Annotated in this window: 9 protein-coding genes; 7 read left to right on the top strand and 2 right to left on the bottom strand. The window is 57.6% G+C overall.

Going from position 1 to position 17,418, the window contains the following annotated elements:
* Window positions 1–20 precede the first annotated feature (20 nt).
* Window positions 21–839, bottom strand: a complete 819-nt coding sequence (locus tag WCO56_07410) for a DUF4339 domain-containing protein (GenBank protein ID MEI7729383.1) — start codon at window positions 837–839, stop codon at window positions 21–23.
* Between the two features lie 893 nt (window positions 840–1,732).
* Between WCO56_07410 and WCO56_07405 the strand changes: the two genes are divergently transcribed.
* The 5 genes from WCO56_07405 (at window position 1,733) to WCO56_07385 (ending at window position 6,988) form a co-directional block, all read left to right on the top strand.
* On the top strand, window positions 1,733–3,826 hold the full coding sequence (locus WCO56_07405) for a beta-galactosidase (GenBank protein MEI7729382.1): 2,094 nt from the start codon (window positions 1,733–1,735) through the stop codon (window positions 3,824–3,826).
* A 22-nt stretch (window positions 3,827–3,848) separates the two neighbouring features.
* Window positions 3,849–4,256 (top strand): DUF721 domain-containing protein, encoded by a 408-nt coding sequence (locus WCO56_07400; protein ID MEI7729381.1) that lies wholly within the window; start codon window positions 3,849–3,851, stop codon window positions 4,254–4,256.
* A 26-nt stretch (window positions 4,257–4,282) separates the two neighbouring features.
* Window positions 4,283–4,846 (top strand): DUF4381 family protein, encoded by a 564-nt coding sequence (locus WCO56_07395; GenBank protein ID MEI7729380.1) that lies wholly within the window; start codon window positions 4,283–4,285, stop codon window positions 4,844–4,846.
* Window positions 4,847–5,006: 160 nt separating this feature from the next.
* Window positions 5,007–5,969 (top strand): VWA domain-containing protein, encoded by a 963-nt coding sequence (locus tag WCO56_07390; protein ID MEI7729379.1) that lies wholly within the window; start codon window positions 5,007–5,009, stop codon window positions 5,967–5,969.
* A gap of 2 nt (window positions 5,970–5,971) precedes the next feature.
* Window positions 5,972–6,988 carry a VWA domain-containing protein gene (locus WCO56_07385; protein ID MEI7729378.1) on the top strand — a complete coding sequence of 339 codons (1,017 nt, stop codon included), beginning with the start codon at window positions 5,972–5,974 and terminating at the stop codon, window positions 6,986–6,988.
* A gap of 6 nt (window positions 6,989–6,994) precedes the next feature.
* On the opposite strand, the gene WCO56_07380 is transcribed toward WCO56_07385, so the two are convergent.
* On the bottom strand, window positions 6,995–12,685 hold the full coding sequence (locus WCO56_07380) for an immunoglobulin domain-containing protein (GenBank protein ID MEI7729377.1): 5,691 nt from the start codon (window positions 12,683–12,685) through the stop codon (window positions 6,995–6,997).
* Window positions 12,686–13,035: 350 nt separating this feature from the next.
* On the opposite strand from WCO56_07380, the gene WCO56_07375 reads away from it, so the two are divergent.
* A complete protein-coding gene (locus WCO56_07375; GenBank protein MEI7729376.1) occupies window positions 13,036–13,755 on the top strand; it encodes a class I SAM-dependent methyltransferase in 720 nt (239 codons plus the stop codon).
* 85 nt (window positions 13,756–13,840) lie between these two features.
* The gene (locus tag WCO56_07370; protein MEI7729375.1) at window positions 13,841–17,371 is read left to right on the top strand and encodes an N-6 DNA methylase; all 3,531 of its coding nucleotides are present in this window, start codon (window positions 13,841–13,843) and stop codon (window positions 17,369–17,371) included.
* The last annotated feature ends 47 nt before the right edge of the window (window positions 17,372–17,418 follow it).

The raw sequence follows: 17,418 nt of genomic DNA, 5'->3' as shown, positions 1-17,418 counted from the left end.
AGCAAACGTATTGGCAGGGGTTAATCGCCACCCATCCACTTGTCCAACGACTCCAAATAGGCCGGGCATACCCCGCGCATACGCGCATACTGGTCGTCAATTTTGCCGGCGGCCACCACGTTGGTAATGATGACCGCGAAAATCAGGCAACCAAGCAGCACCACCCCGCCGAGCACGCCCACCGCGACACTGTTGAAGGCAATGCCCGCGCCAATCATAAAGAAGCCGGCGGCGCAAAGGCCGAGGTTAATGGTGATCTGTTTCCGGCGGCGTTCCCGGTGTGCCGGACACAATCCAACGCCCACCACGGCACGCTTGCTGACCACCGCCGCTACCAGAATATAAATCAGCGGGTTGCAAACAAAAATCAGCACGTATAACAGCGGGTTGTGCCATGATAGTTTGCGCCGGAGCTGATAGCCCTCGGCGGGGGCGTTGCATTTGATGCAGCGATCCGGCAGGGTGCCGCCTTTCTTCATCACCAGGTACTTGCCCGACCGCCACAGGGCGGCCCCCCCGATGTTTTCCGCGCCCTCCTTGATTTTCTGGAAAAACACCGGCTTGCAGCGGGCGCACACCCTGGAGCCCTGGTATTGCAGCGCATCCTCCGGGGCGACCTGGTTGCCGCACTCCACGCACTTGACGGTGGTGGCGCTGGCGGTGCTGATCGTTTCGCCCGGCGGCGTTGCCTGCGTCGCGCGCAACGGCTGCCAACTCGTCATATCCTCGCGCCAGACCAGTGTATCCGGCGTGATGGTGCCATTCCGCACCAAGGTTTGGAATTCATCTTCCGGCACTGGCCCGACCGGCGTGTCGTTCCTGGAATAATACCATTGCATGTCGCTAGTTTTGGGAAATTTCGCTCCAGTGCAAGCTTGAAGCGTGAAACAAATGAAAGCGGTGCGCAACGCAGCTTGATCGAGCCGGGCACAACGGATAGGAGCGCGAGTCTCCCGACTCGCAAAGAGCGAAATTCGTTGGTTCGGGGAAGCCTCACTTTGGCCCGTGCCCAAGGAAGCACGGGAGCCGCATTTTTTGGAGTACGGCGGCAAGGTGGGGCAAAGGGGCCGCGACGCCGTTTTGGATTTCAACCCGCCAACCATGATTTACCGCCCTAATAGTCGTCGGACCTCCATTCCGCATTCCGCAATCCGCATTCCGAATTCGAGAGTTCCGTACCCCCTCACCCTAACACCGTTGCTGGGGAGAGGGAAAGCCGCTCGCGGCGCGTTGGTATTCCAAGGGGCATTCGTGCGCTCTCGCCGTTTCCGGATTCTGCGCCGGACGCCGAAGACCTGCAAATAGCCCGCAATCTGCTCTCTCAGCCGCAGAACAGACCTCCTCTCCCCGAGGGAGAGGAAAGAGGTGAGGGGGTATGAAACTCTGGGAATTTCCCCACTGTCAAAATCCTCCGCACCGGCATCTTTGCTTCTCCACAGGCACACCCGCGTTCTCTTCAGTGGACGGCGCAAATCCAAAGCGGTGTCGCCATCCCCCCCTTTCTCCCCCGGCTGTTGCCACCGCACTCCAAAATTTCCCGAGCCACCATATTTGAGACTCGTCACCTACGTTTGCGGTTGGGCGGCCATGGGACACCCGAGCCGCCGCTTCCAGCTTGAACCAAACCGAGCTTGAGGCAGCCCTGCCGCTTACCAACGAAGGTCAAATTAAGGTTTGAACTCGGAGCAAAAAGAAGTTAACCTGTGATTGCCCTGTAGGGGCGACGAACTGTATGTATTTTGGCGCTGATTATCATCCGGAACATTGGGTGTACCCGTATGCGGGCACTAAAGAACAGCCGGAATCGCGGTGGGAACGCGATGCGGAGCTGATGGTTGCCGCCGGGATTAACGTGGTGCGCATGGGCGAGTTTTCCTGGGGGTTATCCGAGCCGGAGGATGGCAAGTTTGATTTCGCCTGGTTGCGGCGCGTCATGGAGGTGATGCACCGCTACGGCATCCAAGTAGTGCTGGGAACCCCCACGGCCGTCCCGCCCCTTTGGCTCAGCCAGAAACACCCGGAAATCCTGCCCATAGATGAACGCGGGCTCACCCTGCACGCTGGCACCCGCCACGCCGCCTGCCTCAACAGCGATGTATTCTGGACGTATTCCAAGCGCATGGTCACCGAGCTGGCCAAGGCCTTGGGCAATCATCCCGCCTTGATTGCCTGGCAAATTGATAACGGCATCGGCGGCCATTTCACTGAATTTTCTTTCAACCCGGAAACCCGCACGGATTGGCATGCCTGGTTGAAGGCCAAATACGAGACCATCGAGAATCTTAACCTCTGCCAGGGGTTGAGTTTTTGGGGGCAAACGGTCACGGATTGGGATCAGATGCCCATGCCCATGGCGGCCCCCACCACGCATAATCCGGCGCTGATGTTGGATTGGATGAGGTTCTCCAGCGATACCATGGTGGCGTTCGTCCGGGTGCAAGCGGAGTTGCTGCGTGAATTGACGCCCAACCTGCCCGTCACCACAAATATCCGCGCGATGACCCGCCACTTTGACCATTTTTACATGGCCGAGGCGCTCGATTTTGTGGCGATGGACAGCTATGCGACCATCAAAAGCCGCGCGGCGGAGAATGCCTGCGATATTGATATGATCCGGTCGCTCAAAAAGAGCGACATCCGCATCCCGGGAGGCAACTCGGGATTCTGGGCGATTGAGCAGAAGGCCGGCCAGGTGAACTGGCAGGATGTCAATTCCCTGATCCGCCCCAGCGTGGTGCGGCTGTTCACGTATCAGGTGGTCTCGCGCGGCGCGGACGGGGTGTTGTACTTTTATTGGCGACAGCCGCGGATTGGTTCGGAACAGTTTTATGGCGGAGTCCTGACGCATGACGGGCGCGGCACCAACCGGGTCTATAAGGAAATCAGCCAGATCGGCGCGGAGATGAAGCGGTTGGGGCCTGTGCTCGCCGGGACCAAGGTGGTCGCCAACGCCTGCATCCTGTACAGCCATACGAATGAATGGGCGCTGAAACAACCGCGCCAGCCCAATAAATTTTTCAACCTGCGCGAACATCTGCTGTTGTTTTACTCCGCGCTGCACGACCGTAACATCGCGGTGGATTTTGCGCGACCGGAGGATGATTTATCCCAGTATCGGCTGGTGATTGCGCCCTCCCTGGCGTTGTTGAGCAGCCAGGAGGCGCAACGCTTGCGCGAGTATGTGCAGAACGGCGGCACGCTGGTGGCCACGTGCAACACCGCCTTGTTGGACGAGAACCACATCGCTCCCGACAATTGCTACCCGCATGGGCTCCAGGATGTGTTCGGCGTGGAAATACAGGAATTTGACACGCTCGCGCCCAACGAGGAAAACCACCTGTCCTTTCGGAGCGGGTTTCCGTCCACCCACCTGCATCCGGCGCGGCTCTGGTGCGATCTCCTGGAGCCCATGGGCTGCCAGGTGATGGCCACCTACGCCAAGGATTTTTACGCGGGCAAACCGGCGTTGACCATGAACGAGTTCGGCCTTGGCCGGGCCGTGTACTTTGGCACGGTGAGCGGGCAGCCATTCTATTATGACCTGGTTTCCTGGCTGCGTGGGCTATGTGCGCTATCGCCCTTGCTCAAGGTGCCGGACACCGTCGAGGTAAGCCTGCGCCAAAAGGGCGATCAAAAACTGTATTTCCTGCTCAACCATCAAAACGCCTCGGTGCGCATCAGTTTCTTCAAACCGATGCATGATTTTTTAAGCGGCCGCACCTTCACGGGCAATTATGATTTGCCGCCGCATGGGGTATTGGTGCTGGATGAGGGCGTGGTCGAGACCGAGGGGTCGCCGATGATTGGCTCAGGCGTTTTGGTCTGAACCCGGCGACGCTGAAACTTGAATGAATTTCCCCCCACGTTTCATCCCTGCCTTGGGACCGCCCAAGTCCTCGCCGCGCGAGCAAGTGCTCGCGGAATGGCGCGGCCAGCACTTGGAACGGGAGGAAAAAGCGCGGGCCAAAACGGCCCTGCCGATCGGCCAGGTCATGCCCGGCATTTTCAAAACGCTGCGCTTGGAACAACGCCAGGCGGAAACCGAGGTGTTGCGCGCCTGGAATGAACTGCTCGATCCCACCGTAACGGCACACGCCCAACCGGTGGGACTCAACAAGGGCACGCTGTTCGTCAAAGTGGATAGCAACGTGTGGATGGCGGAAATCATCCGCTTTCGCCGGCGCGAGATGCTCCAACGGTTGCAACACTGTTTTGGCAGCAAGTTGATCCAGAAGATTTCTTTCCGGCTGGGATAAGGAGCAGCGGGTATTCAAGCGCCATCATGAATCAAAGCTACACCAACATCATTGATGACCTCCGTTTATTGGAGGCACCGGGCTGGCTGCCGGTTTGGGCTTGGGTGTTGCTCATCGTCGCCATCGCGCTACTCGTGTATTACGTGATTTGGGGGCGCAAGCGCCGCCACTTGGCGTCCGCACGATCGCCCGCCGAGTCGCAGGCCGCCGGCGAAAACGCGTTGGAGGCATTGAAGAAAATCCATGAACGGATCGCCAACGAACCCTCGCGGACCTACGCCATCGAGGTGTCGGGTGTGGTTCGCCGTTACATCGAACGGCGTTTTGGCATTCGCGCGCCCCGGCGTTCGACCGAGGAGTTTCTGATGGAAGCCCGACAATCCCCGCTGCTGGTGGAGAAGTATCAGCAGAAACTAGGGCATTTCCTCGGGTGTTGCGATTTCCTCAAGTTTGCCAAAGGCACCGCCGGGGTGGACGAACTGGAACTCTTGCACCAGGCAGCGGTCATTTTCGTCACGGAAACCTGGTTGCCGCTGCCGGAGCAACCAGCTTCAGTCCAGAATGCCCCCGCTGGAAGAAATCACAAATGATGAAACCACCTTCCAGTCCCTCCCAGTTTTGCTGCCCCCTCCGGCTCGCCCGCGTTCCGTCTTCCGGTTTCGAGTTTCGGGCTTCGGATTTCTTTCGGATTTCGGACTTCGGTATTCGGATTTTGGCGGGCATTTCACTGAAAACAGCACCGCACCCCAGATGACTTCCCTCCTCGACACCTTTCGGTTTGCCGCGTGGTGGTTCCTGCCGGGATTGCTGTTAATTCCTTTATGGGCGTGGCTGCGCGGACGGCGCGCGCCAGTGGCGGCGGTGCAGTTTTCCTCCGGCAACCTGCTGCGCGCCGCCAGCCGCCTGACACGGTTCAACCATCAGCATTGGCTGGCATCCTTTCGGTACCTGGCGTTGGCATTGCTGCTGCTGGGCCTGGCCCGCCCTCAAGTCGAGAAAGGCATGTCCGATGTCGAAGCCAAAGGCATTAACATCATGCTCGCGCTGGACTTTTCGGGCACGATGAAAAAACGCGACTTCACCATGGATGGCAAGCGCGTGACCCGCGCCGAGGCGCTGATTAAAGTCATCAGCGAATTCATGCGTGCCCGGCCCAAGGACCGGATCGGGCTGGTGCGGTTTGACGCCAATGCCTTTCTCGTCAGCCCGCTGACCCTGGATCATGATTGGCTGATCGGCCGGATTCGCGAGGAGAAAACCTTTCACGGCACCGCCCCCGGCTCGGGCATGGTGATTGCCGCCGAACACCTGTTGCCGGCCACCAACCAGACCAAAGTGATCATTGTGGTGACCGATGCCGATAATGTGAACCACGGCCCCGCGCCCATGGAGGTGGGGCGCGTCCTCGCTCCGTTGGGCATCCGGGTGCATGTCATTCAGGTCATTGATTTCAAGGATATGGCTGCCTTCAATCTGGCGGATAACGAAATGGCCGAGGTGCCAAAGCTGACGGGAGGCCAGTTGTTCCAGGTGGCGGATTTTGTCGGGTTGCGCAGTGTCTATCAGCAAATTGATCTGTTGGAAAAAGCCAGCTTCAAAGAGGGCCGGCAGCGCATCTACCGCGAATTGATGCCGTGGTTTGTCGGCGCGGCCTTGCTGTTGTTGTTGCTGGAATTACTCTTAAGCCAGACGGTGTGGAGGAAATTGCCGTGACCATGAATTTTGACCAACCCCTCTGGCTGTTGCTGCTTTTGGTGCTGGCGCCAGGCGTCATCGCCTTTCTGCATTGGGGTGCGCGCAAACGGCGTGAAAGCCTGGCCCGCGTGGTCGCACCGCGCCTCCATGAACAGTTGCTTGCCTCGGTGGATTTTGTCCGGCGCCGCCGCAAACAGTTCCTGATGCTGCTCGCGTTGATTCTGGTTCTCACTGCCCTGGCGCGTCCGATGTCCGGCAATCTCGAGGTGCGCGTGGAATTGCCCGGCATAGACTATTTCATCGCGTTGGATGTCTCCAAAAGCATGCTGGCCGAGGATGCCGGCGGCACCAACCGCCTCACCGCTGCCAAACGTGCTCTGGCCAATTTGCTGGATCGTCCCTCGGGCGACCGCGTGGGCCTTATTGCCTTTGCGGGTGACGCCTTCCTGATCTCCCCGATCTCGCAGGACCATGGTGCCATTGATCGGTCCCTCGCGGCGCTGACTACCACCTCGGTTTCCAAACCCGGCACCGACCTGGCCGCCGCCATCAAATTGGCTGCGGAATCATTTGAATCAAAACAGGAGGCGGGCAAGGCGATCTTGCTGGTGACGGATGGCGAGGAATTACAAGGCGATGCCATCCTGGCCGCCCGGGACGCGGCGGCGCAGAAAATTTCGGTATGTACGGTGGGGGTGGGCAGTAGCGCGGGAGCCCGGCTGCCGGAACGCACTTGGGGACAATTAAAATATGGCCGGAACGAATTTGGTCACGACGTGGTCTCGCGCATGAACGAGCGCGTTTTGCAACAAGTCGCCGCCGCCGGACACGGCGCTTACGCCCACCTCGAGAACGATGCGAATTCCCTGCTCGAACTGTATGAGCAGCATCCCAAGGTGTTGCCCAAGGGCAGCCACGTCCGCAAATCCCAGGATCAGCAGGAACTGTTTCAATGGCCGCTCGCGCTGGGCCTTCTCCTGTTGCTGGGAGAAATGCTGATTAGCGAACGCAAACGCCAGCCGCTGGGCAATTCGTAGCCGCCGTTACGGCAGCAACAATCGGGTATTCACCGAGAATCCTTGCGGGGACACTTTATCCGCCGCATTCGCCAGCTTCTGCCAATGCGCCACACCGGCTTGGTTCGTGGTGTGCAGGTCCAGATATCCCAGCCACATTCCTTTGCCGCCATACAAGGTCTGGTATAAGACCACTTCTGGCCGGGAGGTCAACGGCAGTGAGCCGGTCAGGATGGTTTTATCCACCAATGAGCCCATCACAGTTACAATTCCCGAGGGCTGCACGGTAAGCGTGATGGTGCCACCATTGGTGCCGGTTGGCCCTGATTCTACGGTGACGGTGTAGCTCGCCTTCACTTGGGATTCTTTCAATACCGCATCTGCCCACAGTGAGGCCATGGCGTTGGTGCCTTCTTTGACGGTTCCCGTTACGCCATTATCCGTGCCCAGATCCAGATTCATCAACACCTGCAACACCGGATCTTTACCCCGGGCAATTCTCACTGTGGAGGCGCCACCGGCATCAAATGCTCCGGCCAGCGCATATCCTTTGCCTTGATGGGTCAACTGACCGGAAAAAGCGCCTTGGTCCGTCACTGTCAGCTTAATGCTGCCACTATTCGTCCAGTCGGCCTGGAACACGTCATTTTCCGGAGCGAAAAGCCCCACGTAACTTCCCTTGCGCGCCAGGAAGATATTGGTGACGAAGTTGGCGGTCAAGGTCAGGTTGGAGCGCATGGTGAAGACTAGGTTGGCCTGGTTCGTCAGCACCGAACCATTCCCCACCCAGTTGGAAAAGATGAAACCTTTTCCCGGCAAGGCTTTCATGGTGTATTTATTGCTGAGGATCAGCATCTTGCCGCTCAAATCCGGGCTCAACGTGCCATTGCCAACCCGTACCACATTCAAGGTATCGGTCGCCAGTTTCACAAACTTGACACTGTTGGTTTTCGAGTAGTTCCCCGAGGTATCCACGGCATATGCCGAGAGGAGGTTTGTACTGATCGTGGGAATAAGTTGGATGCTCCATTTGTTGGTGCCACTGGCCAGTACCCAGGCACCAGAGTTATGCTGACACCAGACTTCCACCACGCCTTTGGCATCCGCCGCCGTGCCAGTAACCACCACCACATTGGAATAGGTGGGACTGCGCGGCGCGGTGATCGTCAAGGTGGGAATCCCTGGCTCGTTGGGAACGAAATTGAGTTGGAACAGGTTGGTAGTGAAATTACCCAAGGTATCTTCCGCCAGGATGAACACTGAGTTCGTGCCTTGCCGCAAGGTGATGACCTGACTCCAGGGCACACTGGCCTCGCCGCTGCCACTTACATTGGTAAGTAAGGTGCCGTTCACCCAAACATTTTGTACCCCATTGTTCCCCCGTCCGGCATCGGTCACCATCCCGGTGAGCGTGTAGCGGCGTTGGTTGACCGTCTGCCCGAAGCTGCCGTTGACGGTGATGGCTGGCCCTTGATTGTCTGACACCGTCAGGGTGGCCACCGCGCTCGTCACCGAGCCAAAGCTATTGAGGATCACCACCTGGTAATTGCCCGCATCCGTCAATTTCAGATTTGCGATTTGAAATATGAAATTGGTCCCATCGGCTCCACGACCTAGTATCCAACCAGTGATGGCAGAGAACTGATTACTGACGCCTGATTTGTACCATTGATACGTCAGGGGCGCGGTACCGGTGGCCGTGACGTTGAAACGCGCCGTACCTCCCAGTACGTTCGTTTGGCTTTGTGGCTGGGCGGTAATGGCTGGCGGGTACACCAAAGCCAGGGTTACCACCGTGCTGGTCGCCATGCCATAGGCATTGCTCACCACCACGCTGTAGTTGCCGACGTCGCTGCTCTGCACATCCGAGAGTGTTAAGGTGGCACGGGTTTCCAAACCAAGTTCGGTACCGTTAAACCACCACTGATAGGACAGCGGCGCGTCACCCGTCGCTGCCACGTTGAAACTGGCGGTCGCCCCCTGCAGGTTCACCTGGCTTTGCGGTTGGGTGGTAATGGCCGGCGGATAAAGGATTGTCAGCGTCGCCACCGTGCTGGTCGCCATGCCGTAGGCATTGCTCACCACGCAGTAATATTTGTAGCCGGCATCACTCGTTTGGCTATCGGGGATGGTAAACCGGCTATTCTTGGCGCCACCGATGATGAGTGACTGATTACTGGCCACTGACTTGTACCATTGATACGCCAACGACGGCGTGCCGAAGGCGGTCACATTGAAAATGGCCGTGGTTCCCAGCACGTTCGTTTGGTTTTGGGGCTGGGCGGTAATGGCTGCCGGGAACAGCAAGGTCAAGGTCGCTACGGTACTGGTCGCCATGCCGTAGGCATTGCTCACCACCACCTTGTAGCTGCCGCCATTCACGCCCTGCACATTGGCGAGGGTCAGTGTGCTATTCGTGGCCAAATTCAGATCGGTACCATTGAACTGCCACTGGTATGACAGCGGGGCCGTGCCGGTAGTCCCCACGTTGAAACTGGCGGTGGTGCCTTGCAGGTTCGTCAGACTTTGCGGTTGGACGGTAATGGCCGCCGGGTACACCACTGTCAAGATCGCCACGGCGCTGGTCGCCATGCCATAGGCATTACTCACCACTACACTATAGCCGCCTCCGTTGACACCTTGCACATTGGTGAGGCTCAGTGTGTTGTTGTTGGCCAAACTAATATTGGCACCATTAAACCGCCACTGGTATGACAACGGGGCTGTACCGAAGGCCGTCACGTTGAAGTTGGCGGTGGTCCCGGCCACGCTTAGCAAACTTTGTGGTTGGGCAGTAATGGCAGACGGGAACAGCAAGGTCAAGGTTGCCACGGTGCTGGTCGCCATGCCATACGCGTTACTCACCACCACATTGTAGCTGCCGCCGTGAACTCCCTGTACATTAGTGAGGGTCAGCGTGCTGTTCGTGGCCAAACTCAGATCAGCACCATTGAACTGCCATTGATAAGTCAGCGGGGCCGTGCCACTGGCCGTCACGTTGAAACTGGCGGTGGTCCCCTGCAGGTTCGTCAGACTTACTGGCTGGGTGGAAATGGCTGGCAGGTACACCACGGTGAGGCTCGCTACCGTGCTGGTCGCCATGCCGTAGGCATTACTTACCACCACAGTGTAACTGCCGTCATGGATCCCCTGCACGTTGGTGAGGGTCAGCGCGCTGTTGGTGGCCAAACTCAGGTCGGCACCATTAAACTGCCACTGGTATGTCAACGGGGCGGTACCAGAAGCCGTCACGTTGAAATTGGCGGTGGTCCCGGCGATGTTCGTCACACTTTGTGGCTGGGCGGTAATCGCGGAGGGGAACAGCAAGGTCAAGGTCGCCACGGTGCTGGTCGCCATGCCATAGGCATTGCTCACCACCACATCGTAGCTGCCGCCGTTGACGCCCTGCACATTGGTGAGGGTCAGCGTGTGGTTGGTGGCCAAACTCAGGTCGGCGCCATTGAACTGCCATTGGTATGTCAGCGGGGCGGTGCCGCTGGCCGTCACATCAAAACTGGCGGTGGTCCCCTGCACATTCGTCACGCTTTGTGGTTGGGCAGTAATGACCGCCGGATACACCACGGTCAGTGTCGCCACGGCGCTGGTCGCCATGCCATAGGCATTACTCACCACTACGTTGTAGCTGCCGCCGTTGACGCCCTGCACATTGGTGAGGGTCAGCGTGTTGTTGGTGGCTAAACTCAGGTTGGTGCCACTGAACTGCCACTGGTATGTCAACGGGGCCGAGCCGGTGGCTGTCACATTGAAACTGGCGGTGGTCCCCTGAACGTTTGTCAGGCTTTGCGGCTGGGCAGTAATGACCGACGGATACACCACGGTCAGAGTGGCTACCGTACTGGTTGCCATGCCGTAGGCATTACTCACCACCACATGGTAGCTGCCGGCGTTGGTGCCCTGCACATTATTGAGGGTCAGGGTGCTGTTGGTGGCCAAACTCAAGGCGGTGCCATTGAACTGCCATTGGTATGACAGCGGAGCCGTGCCGCTAGCCGTCACATCAAAACTGGCCGTGGTCCCCTGCACGTTCGTCACGCTTTGTGGCTGGCTGGTAATGCCTGCCGGATACGTCACGGTCAGGGTGGCCACCGAACTGGTTGCCATGCCGTAAGCATTGCCCACCAACACAGTGTAGCTGCCGGCGTTGGCCCCCTGCACATTATTGAGGGTCAGGCTGTTATTGGTGGCCAAACTCAGGTTTGTCCCGTTGAACTGCCACTGGTATAACAGCGGGGCCGTGCCATCAGCCGTCACATTGAAACTGGCGGTGGTTCCCTGCAGGTTGGTCACGCTTTGTGGCTGGGTGGTGATGGCCGCCGGATACACCACGGTCAGCGTGGCCACCGTACTGGTTACCATGCCGAAGATATTACTCACCACCACCTTGTAGCTGCCGACGTTGACGCCCTGCACATTGGTGAGCGTCAGCGTGTCGTTGGTGCCCAAACTCAGGTTGGCACCATTGAACTGCCACTGATAGGACAGCGGATCCGTACCAGTAACCGTCACGTTGAAACTGGCGGTGGTCCCTGCCACGTTCGTCACGCTTTGTGGCTGGGTGATAATGGCCGCCGCACTCAGCACGGTCAGGGTGGCTACCGTGCTGGTCGCCATACCGTAGGCATTACTCACTACCACAGTGTAATTGCCGTCATGGATCCCCTGCACATTGGTGAGGGTCAGCGTATTATTGGTGGCCAGGCTTAGGTTGGCACCATTGAACTGCCACTGGTATGACAGCAGGGCCGTGCCAGTGGCCGTCACATTGAAATTGGCGGTGGTTCCCACTGCATTGGTCACGCTTTGCGGTTGGGTGGTAATGGCTGGCACATACACGATGGTGAGGGATGCCACCAAACTGGTTGCCATGCCGTAGGTGTTACTCACCACCACAGTGTAGCTGCCAGCGTTGACCCCTTGCACGTTCGTGAGCGTCAGTGTGCTGTTGGTGGCCAAACTCAGATTGGTGCCACTGAACTGCCATTGATAAGTCAACGGGGCGGTGCCACCAGCCGTCACGTTGAAACTGGCGGTGGTCCCCTGTACGTTGGTCACGCTCTGCGGTTGGCCGGTGATGCCCGGTGGTAGAGCGGCGGCGACCACGTTGGTCAAGTTCCAGAAGGGCAAGCCTAAATTATAGAGGAATGTCGGGGTAGGGTTGGCATAGATATCTGGCGGCAAAAAACTAAAAACGGGGGATAACCCGTACAAGGTGTATATTGGCACATTGCCGGCATCCATGTTGGTTTTGAATGACTCCCATGTGAGCCCATACGTTTTGTCCCAGACACGAACTTGAAACTGATTCGTAATGGCGGCATCCACCTTGTAGGCGTTGTTCGAGCCGGTTCCACCGGAAAAATTCCCTCCCGACAAGGAGCCGAACCCAATGATGCCACTGGTGTTCGTGTATAAATCGGTACCGGTGATGCCGCTACTGGCGTTGTCGGGCCACCGATAAGCACGCCGATCCGTTAGATTGGTGGTAATGCCATTGGTGTTATAATAAATGGCGATTCGCAAGTTTTGGAATTGGACGACATTCGATTTTAGTAAAGAGGTACCCGTGCCAGACGCTATTTCGTTGGTATTGAATATTTTATCGGTGGTATTATTTTGGAAAACGAAATAACCGGGGTTGGCCTTCACCGAAGCGGTCATGAGGGCGATTAACCCCAGTGTTAATGTCAATTTTTTCATACTTTTTAAAGGATATGGTTTTTTAATCTTAAGCTGCTCTCGCGGCATGATGGTTACCCATGATGTCGGGAACAAATTGCGATAAAACTGGTCTAGGCAGTTTTACTGGCTGGCGTCTTGCGCCGTTAATGTTGTATAAAGCATGGTCAAAACCCTACCTCATTCAATAATGGATGCAACGCAAACTTATCAAGTCGCATTATCAGGTTAAATTTTCCGCCAGTGCTGACCCTTCAGTGGGGCATCCAGGAAGGGGTGTCTTCGGTCTGGGTCTTCATTTTTTGCCATGTTCGCTTTCATGTGTGCGCCAGGCTTGTTTTTCACCGTCGCGTTTTATATTGTTTCCCTGCATGCAACGAATCCCAGAGCCGGAATTGATGGAAACCGCCGAGCAGGCGGCGGCGTACGCGAATGCGGATTTCGCCGCTCCTCACGCCCGCTTCATCGAATTGTTTCGTGAAGCGTTTCCAGACGCGGCGATTACCGGCGAGGCGCTCGATGCCGGGTGCGGTCCCGGCGATATTGCGCTGCGGTTCGCGCGCGCTTTTCCCCAATGTCATGTTGTGGGCGTGGATGGCTCCGCAGAAATGTTGCGGCACGGCCGCGAAATCCTGCTCCGGCAACCGCCAGAACTGCGTAATCGAATTTCGCTGGTGCAAGGACTGCTGCCCGCCCCTGAATTGCACGGCCAAAAATTTGACACCATCATTTGCAATTCCCTCCTGCATCATTTGCACGATCCACGAGTGATGTGGCAAACCGTCCGGAATTTCGCCCGCCCTGGCGCGCGGGTCTTCGTGGTGGATCTCAGGCGACCTGATTGCGCCGAAGACGCACGAAAACTGATGGAGCTATATGGTGGCGGGGAACCGGAAATCTTGCGGCGCGACTTTTACAATTCTCTCCTGGCGGCCTTCTCACCGGACGAAATTCGCGAACAACTCACCGCTGCCGGCTTCGGCCATTTTCAGGTCCGCGTGGTGAGCGATCGCCATGTCATGGTGTGGGGGAGAAAAGAGGCCAAGACGGATTCTACCTTCGGCCACCCATCCTCCATCTGCTTCTTATAATTTTTGCCATGTTCCGGCTCTCCATTTGTCCGCGTTTTTGAGTCTTGCTAGCCGCTTGGCCTTTTGCGACGCTTTGCCATCAGCGATGGCACCGAAACGAACAGAAACAAAACGCACGAGGCCGACGATTGATTTTCAGGAATGCATTCGTGGCATCATCTCCTGCCAGCGTGGTCAGGAGCGCAACATGTATCCCTTCATCCGGGACTTGTTCGTGTACTTCCTGGGTTTCAACGCCGAGGATGTCTTCACCGATACCGCCACAGAACAGGGCGGAATTCCCGACGTTGCGGTAATGGCGCCCACTGGGGTGCTCGACGCCAAAGGCCGGGAAGTCAAGTCGCGGTGGCTGGTCTTGGAAGCGAAGGATGAGCCGGAGATTTTCCTGAACGAGGCCAGTCGGCGCATCACCTTTGCGGAAAAATCGAAATACATTGATCTCGATACCGTGTGGTTTGCGATGACCGACCCTTCCTGCTTCATTCTGCGCGCCGTCACCACGCGCTCCGCAAACTACGACGCCAGCTTCGATATCGTTATCCAATGGGCGGGGTTGACTGAGGCGACGTTCAAAGAACGGTGTATTGAAATCTCCGCCGCTCATGCCGGGGTCAACCGCCGTCTGCAAGCGTTCCGCGAGGATAAGGGCCATCCCATTGCCGGGGTCAAACTGAGTGCCTTTGGCAAGCTGCTCACCCTCGCCCAAGAGGAAGCGCTCGAGCGCGCCCGCAACGAATTTTATCTCGCGATGCGCACCTCGGCACAACTGCTGCAAACCGCCTGCCGTCGCGCGCTCGAAGGCGCGGTTGGTCCGGCTATGGCGGTGCAACAACTCCTCGATGATTTTCGCTCAAAGTACGGCGTTCGGGAGTTCCACTTTGATCCGTTTCGTCTGGCCGGTCAGGAACTGAACAGCCGGGAGGCGTTCAAGCAACACCGGAAGGACGTGCTCGCGATCTACACGGCGGTGAAGCGCGATGTCCCCATCGCCCGCCTTGGCTGTTTCACGCTGCCGCAATATCTTGAACGGACCAAAGGGGACCAGGATAAGGCCCTTGATCTGCTCGCCGCCGAAACCGCCAGCCTCCTGCTTTCCCGCTGCATGGTGCTCCGTTTCTTCGAGGATCATGGTTTTTTCCGCGAGAAGAAATACCTCTGCAACGGCGGCATCGCGGCCTTCCAGCAGATGCACCACTATTTCGGCACCAGCTATGGACGCCTCGTGCGCGAAACGTACCTCGAGGGTTCCAAGCTGAACGCCATCATCTTCGGTGAAAACGAACTCGACTGGGTGCTGGCAAACAGCGACCCCCACCTCTCCGTCGCCATCGAGCGCGCCCTGTTCTACCTGTCGCACTTTGACTTCGCGACCATCGAGCAAGACGTGCTCAGCAATATTTACGGCCAGTTTCTCGAGACCAGCCAGCGCAAGCGCCTTGGCGAGCATTACACGCCGCCCGACATCGCCCGCTACATCGTTCGCCAGTTGGGCCTCCAGAAAGGCGATAAGGTTCTCGATCCCGCCTGCGGCCTCGGCACATTCTTGATCGAAGCGTTTAAAGCGGTTGCCGGGGATGCGGCGGCCAAGGGTGTGGCCTCCTTCGACGATGTATTGGAAGCCCTTGCCAACGTGCGCGGCAACGACCTCAACGCCTTCTCCGCGATGGTTGCCCAAATCCAGATGCTCTGGCATTTGTTCATCTTTCGCGATGAAATCAAACAACGCGGCTTTCCCGAAACCGCCATCACCGGCGGCCACAATTCACTTCGCCACCAAGCGCTTGCCGAAGGGTTGTTCGACGCACATCTCACCGATTTCTCCCTCGTTGATCTGCCCGAATACGCCGCCGTCGTTGGGAATCCGCCTTACGTCCGGCCCGAGCGCCAGGAAGCCAGCCTCAACCCGGAGGACGCCCTCTTTTTCAAGGAAGTATCCGCCAACATAGATCTATATTCGCTGTTTCTGTACAAAGCGATGGAAGGTTGGTGCCGCGCCGCCAATGGCAACAACCGTCCCGGCAAGGTCGGTTTCGTGGTGCCTATTTCTTTCTGCGATAACGACGACAACCGGGCCCTCCGCAAGCTCTTTTCGCTTGGCGGCCGATGGACCCTCCGTGAAATCGTGGACCTCGAACTCATCGGGCCGATGATCTTCAGTGCCGACGTCGTGCCGATCATCCTGATCGCGGAGAAGCGCCCGCCGACGCCCGAAGACAAGATTCGCTTGCGTGTCGCCGACGAGCGCTGCGCCAAGTTCACCGGCTTTGACCAGAAACACGTCGAGTTCGACTTGCATAAAACCACCCTCGTTGAGATGCCCTACGCGGATGTGTTCACCGCCGATGGCCGTATCCTCACCAAGATTACGCCGGAACGAAAAGCCATCCTGGATCGTTTCGTCGGACCGACCTTCGAGGACATCGTGCAAACTTTCTGGGTCGGCAAGGCGAAAAACACGATTGAGGACTGGGCGCTGACCAAGCCGGCCGATGAACGTGAGCTGCGATGGGAACAGACGGATATGATCCGCATGGGAGCAGCGTTTCGCGGTTCGGTCCACGAAGTGGAGAAGGGGGGGAAAGATGTGTTCAAAGGCGAGAACATCGTTGCCTGCCGAATGGAAGGCGACCCAGTCAATAGAAATATTGACGTAAACCGAATGGATGACGCGAGCCTATGGCGGTTTGAAGACATCTTGCCAAAGGCGGGTTTTGCGATTCACCGAATTTCCACGGCGTTGACTTTCGCGCCGTTTGAGCCGGATAAGTGTGTCATTCTCAATACGGCAACCTTATTTTTTCCGAAAGCTGCCTTGGCCGGGTTTCCGTTCGATTTTTTGGTGCTGTCCCGGCTTTACCAGTACTTCTTCGCTTTTTCGCAGCGTGAAGCCATTTTGTTTCGTGCCCGGTGCAACGTTTATCCAACCACCGTTCGGCGCCTGCCGTGGTCCGATAAACTGGCCGCGCAACAGGCCCGGCTCGTGCAATTGCGTGGGGAGTTCCTGGCTGCCTGCGAGAACCTGCACCGCCGCGAAGAAGTGTTGCTGGGAAAGCTCGCCCAAAGCGCGCCCACCACCCTTAAAGTCATCGTCACCGAAGCCGCCCAGGGAAAAGTGGCATGGGCCGAGGAACTCCAGACCGGCAAGTCTGTTAAAATCGGCGAGCCAACTGTGTTTGAGCGCGATGGACTCTGGATCGTCCAGCCCGGCGATGACCTTCTCCACTGGATTGCCATGAATGATGAAACCATTGCCCGCTGCTTCGCCGAAGGGCTGGCCTTGCAAACTGGGGCCTCCCTTTCGCGGAACGTCATGGTGGAAATCCCCATCCCGACGCCCGCCACGCTCAAAACCTGGCAGCAGACGGTCGCCGACTTCGATCACACGAACTACGAGAAATCCCTCGCCGGGACTTTGGACGCGCTTGACAAAATCGTAGCCAAAGCCTTCAAGCTTCCCACCGACGAAGTCGCATTTATCAAGTCGGAATTCCAGACCGACCCCATGCTCCGCCGCGTCCGCCCGAACCTGCCCTTTACGGATCGCCGTCTCGTCGGTCTGCGTAAAGCATTGGCTGAGTCGGATCGCTACGAGAAAGCCTATAAGACGCGACGGTAACCGGTATTTACGTGAAAGGTCGTAGCTTGGCTGCGCTAAAATAACCA

The sequence above is a fragment of the Verrucomicrobiota bacterium genome, from assembly GCA_037139415.1.
Lineage (GTDB): Bacteria > Verrucomicrobiota > Verrucomicrobiia > Limisphaerales > Fontisphaeraceae > JBAXGN01.
Note: the sequence above shows the minus strand (reverse complement) of the source record. Positions and strands in the feature narration are given on the sequence as shown.

What these genes read in the sequence shown, in the direction of transcription:
- WCO56_07370 (MEI7729375.1), top strand. Translation starts at nt 13,841, where the DNA reads ATGGCACCGAAACGAACAGAAACAAAACGCACGAGGCCGACGATTGAT.
- WCO56_07400 (MEI7729381.1), top strand. Translation starts at nt 3,849, where the DNA reads ATGAATTTCCCCCCACGTTTCATCCCTGCCTTGGGACCGCCCAAGTCC.
- WCO56_07395 (MEI7729380.1), top strand. Translation starts at nt 4,283, where the DNA reads ATGAATCAAAGCTACACCAACATCATTGATGACCTCCGTTTATTGGAG.
- WCO56_07380 (MEI7729377.1), bottom strand. Translation starts at nt 12,685, where the DNA reads ATGAAAAAATTGACATTAACACTGGGGTTAATCGCCCTCATGACCGCT.
- WCO56_07390 (MEI7729379.1), top strand. Translation starts at nt 5,007, where the DNA reads ATGACTTCCCTCCTCGACACCTTTCGGTTTGCCGCGTGGTGGTTCCTG.
- WCO56_07385 (MEI7729378.1), top strand. Translation starts at nt 5,972, where the DNA reads ATGAATTTTGACCAACCCCTCTGGCTGTTGCTGCTTTTGGTGCTGGCG.
- WCO56_07410 (MEI7729383.1), bottom strand. Translation starts at nt 839, where the DNA reads ATGCAATGGTATTATTCCAGGAACGACACGCCGGTCGGGCCAGTGCCG.
- WCO56_07405 (MEI7729382.1), top strand. Translation starts at nt 1,733, where the DNA reads ATGTATTTTGGCGCTGATTATCATCCGGAACATTGGGTGTACCCGTAT.
- WCO56_07375 (MEI7729376.1), top strand. Translation starts at nt 13,036, where the DNA reads ATGCAACGAATCCCAGAGCCGGAATTGATGGAAACCGCCGAGCAGGCG.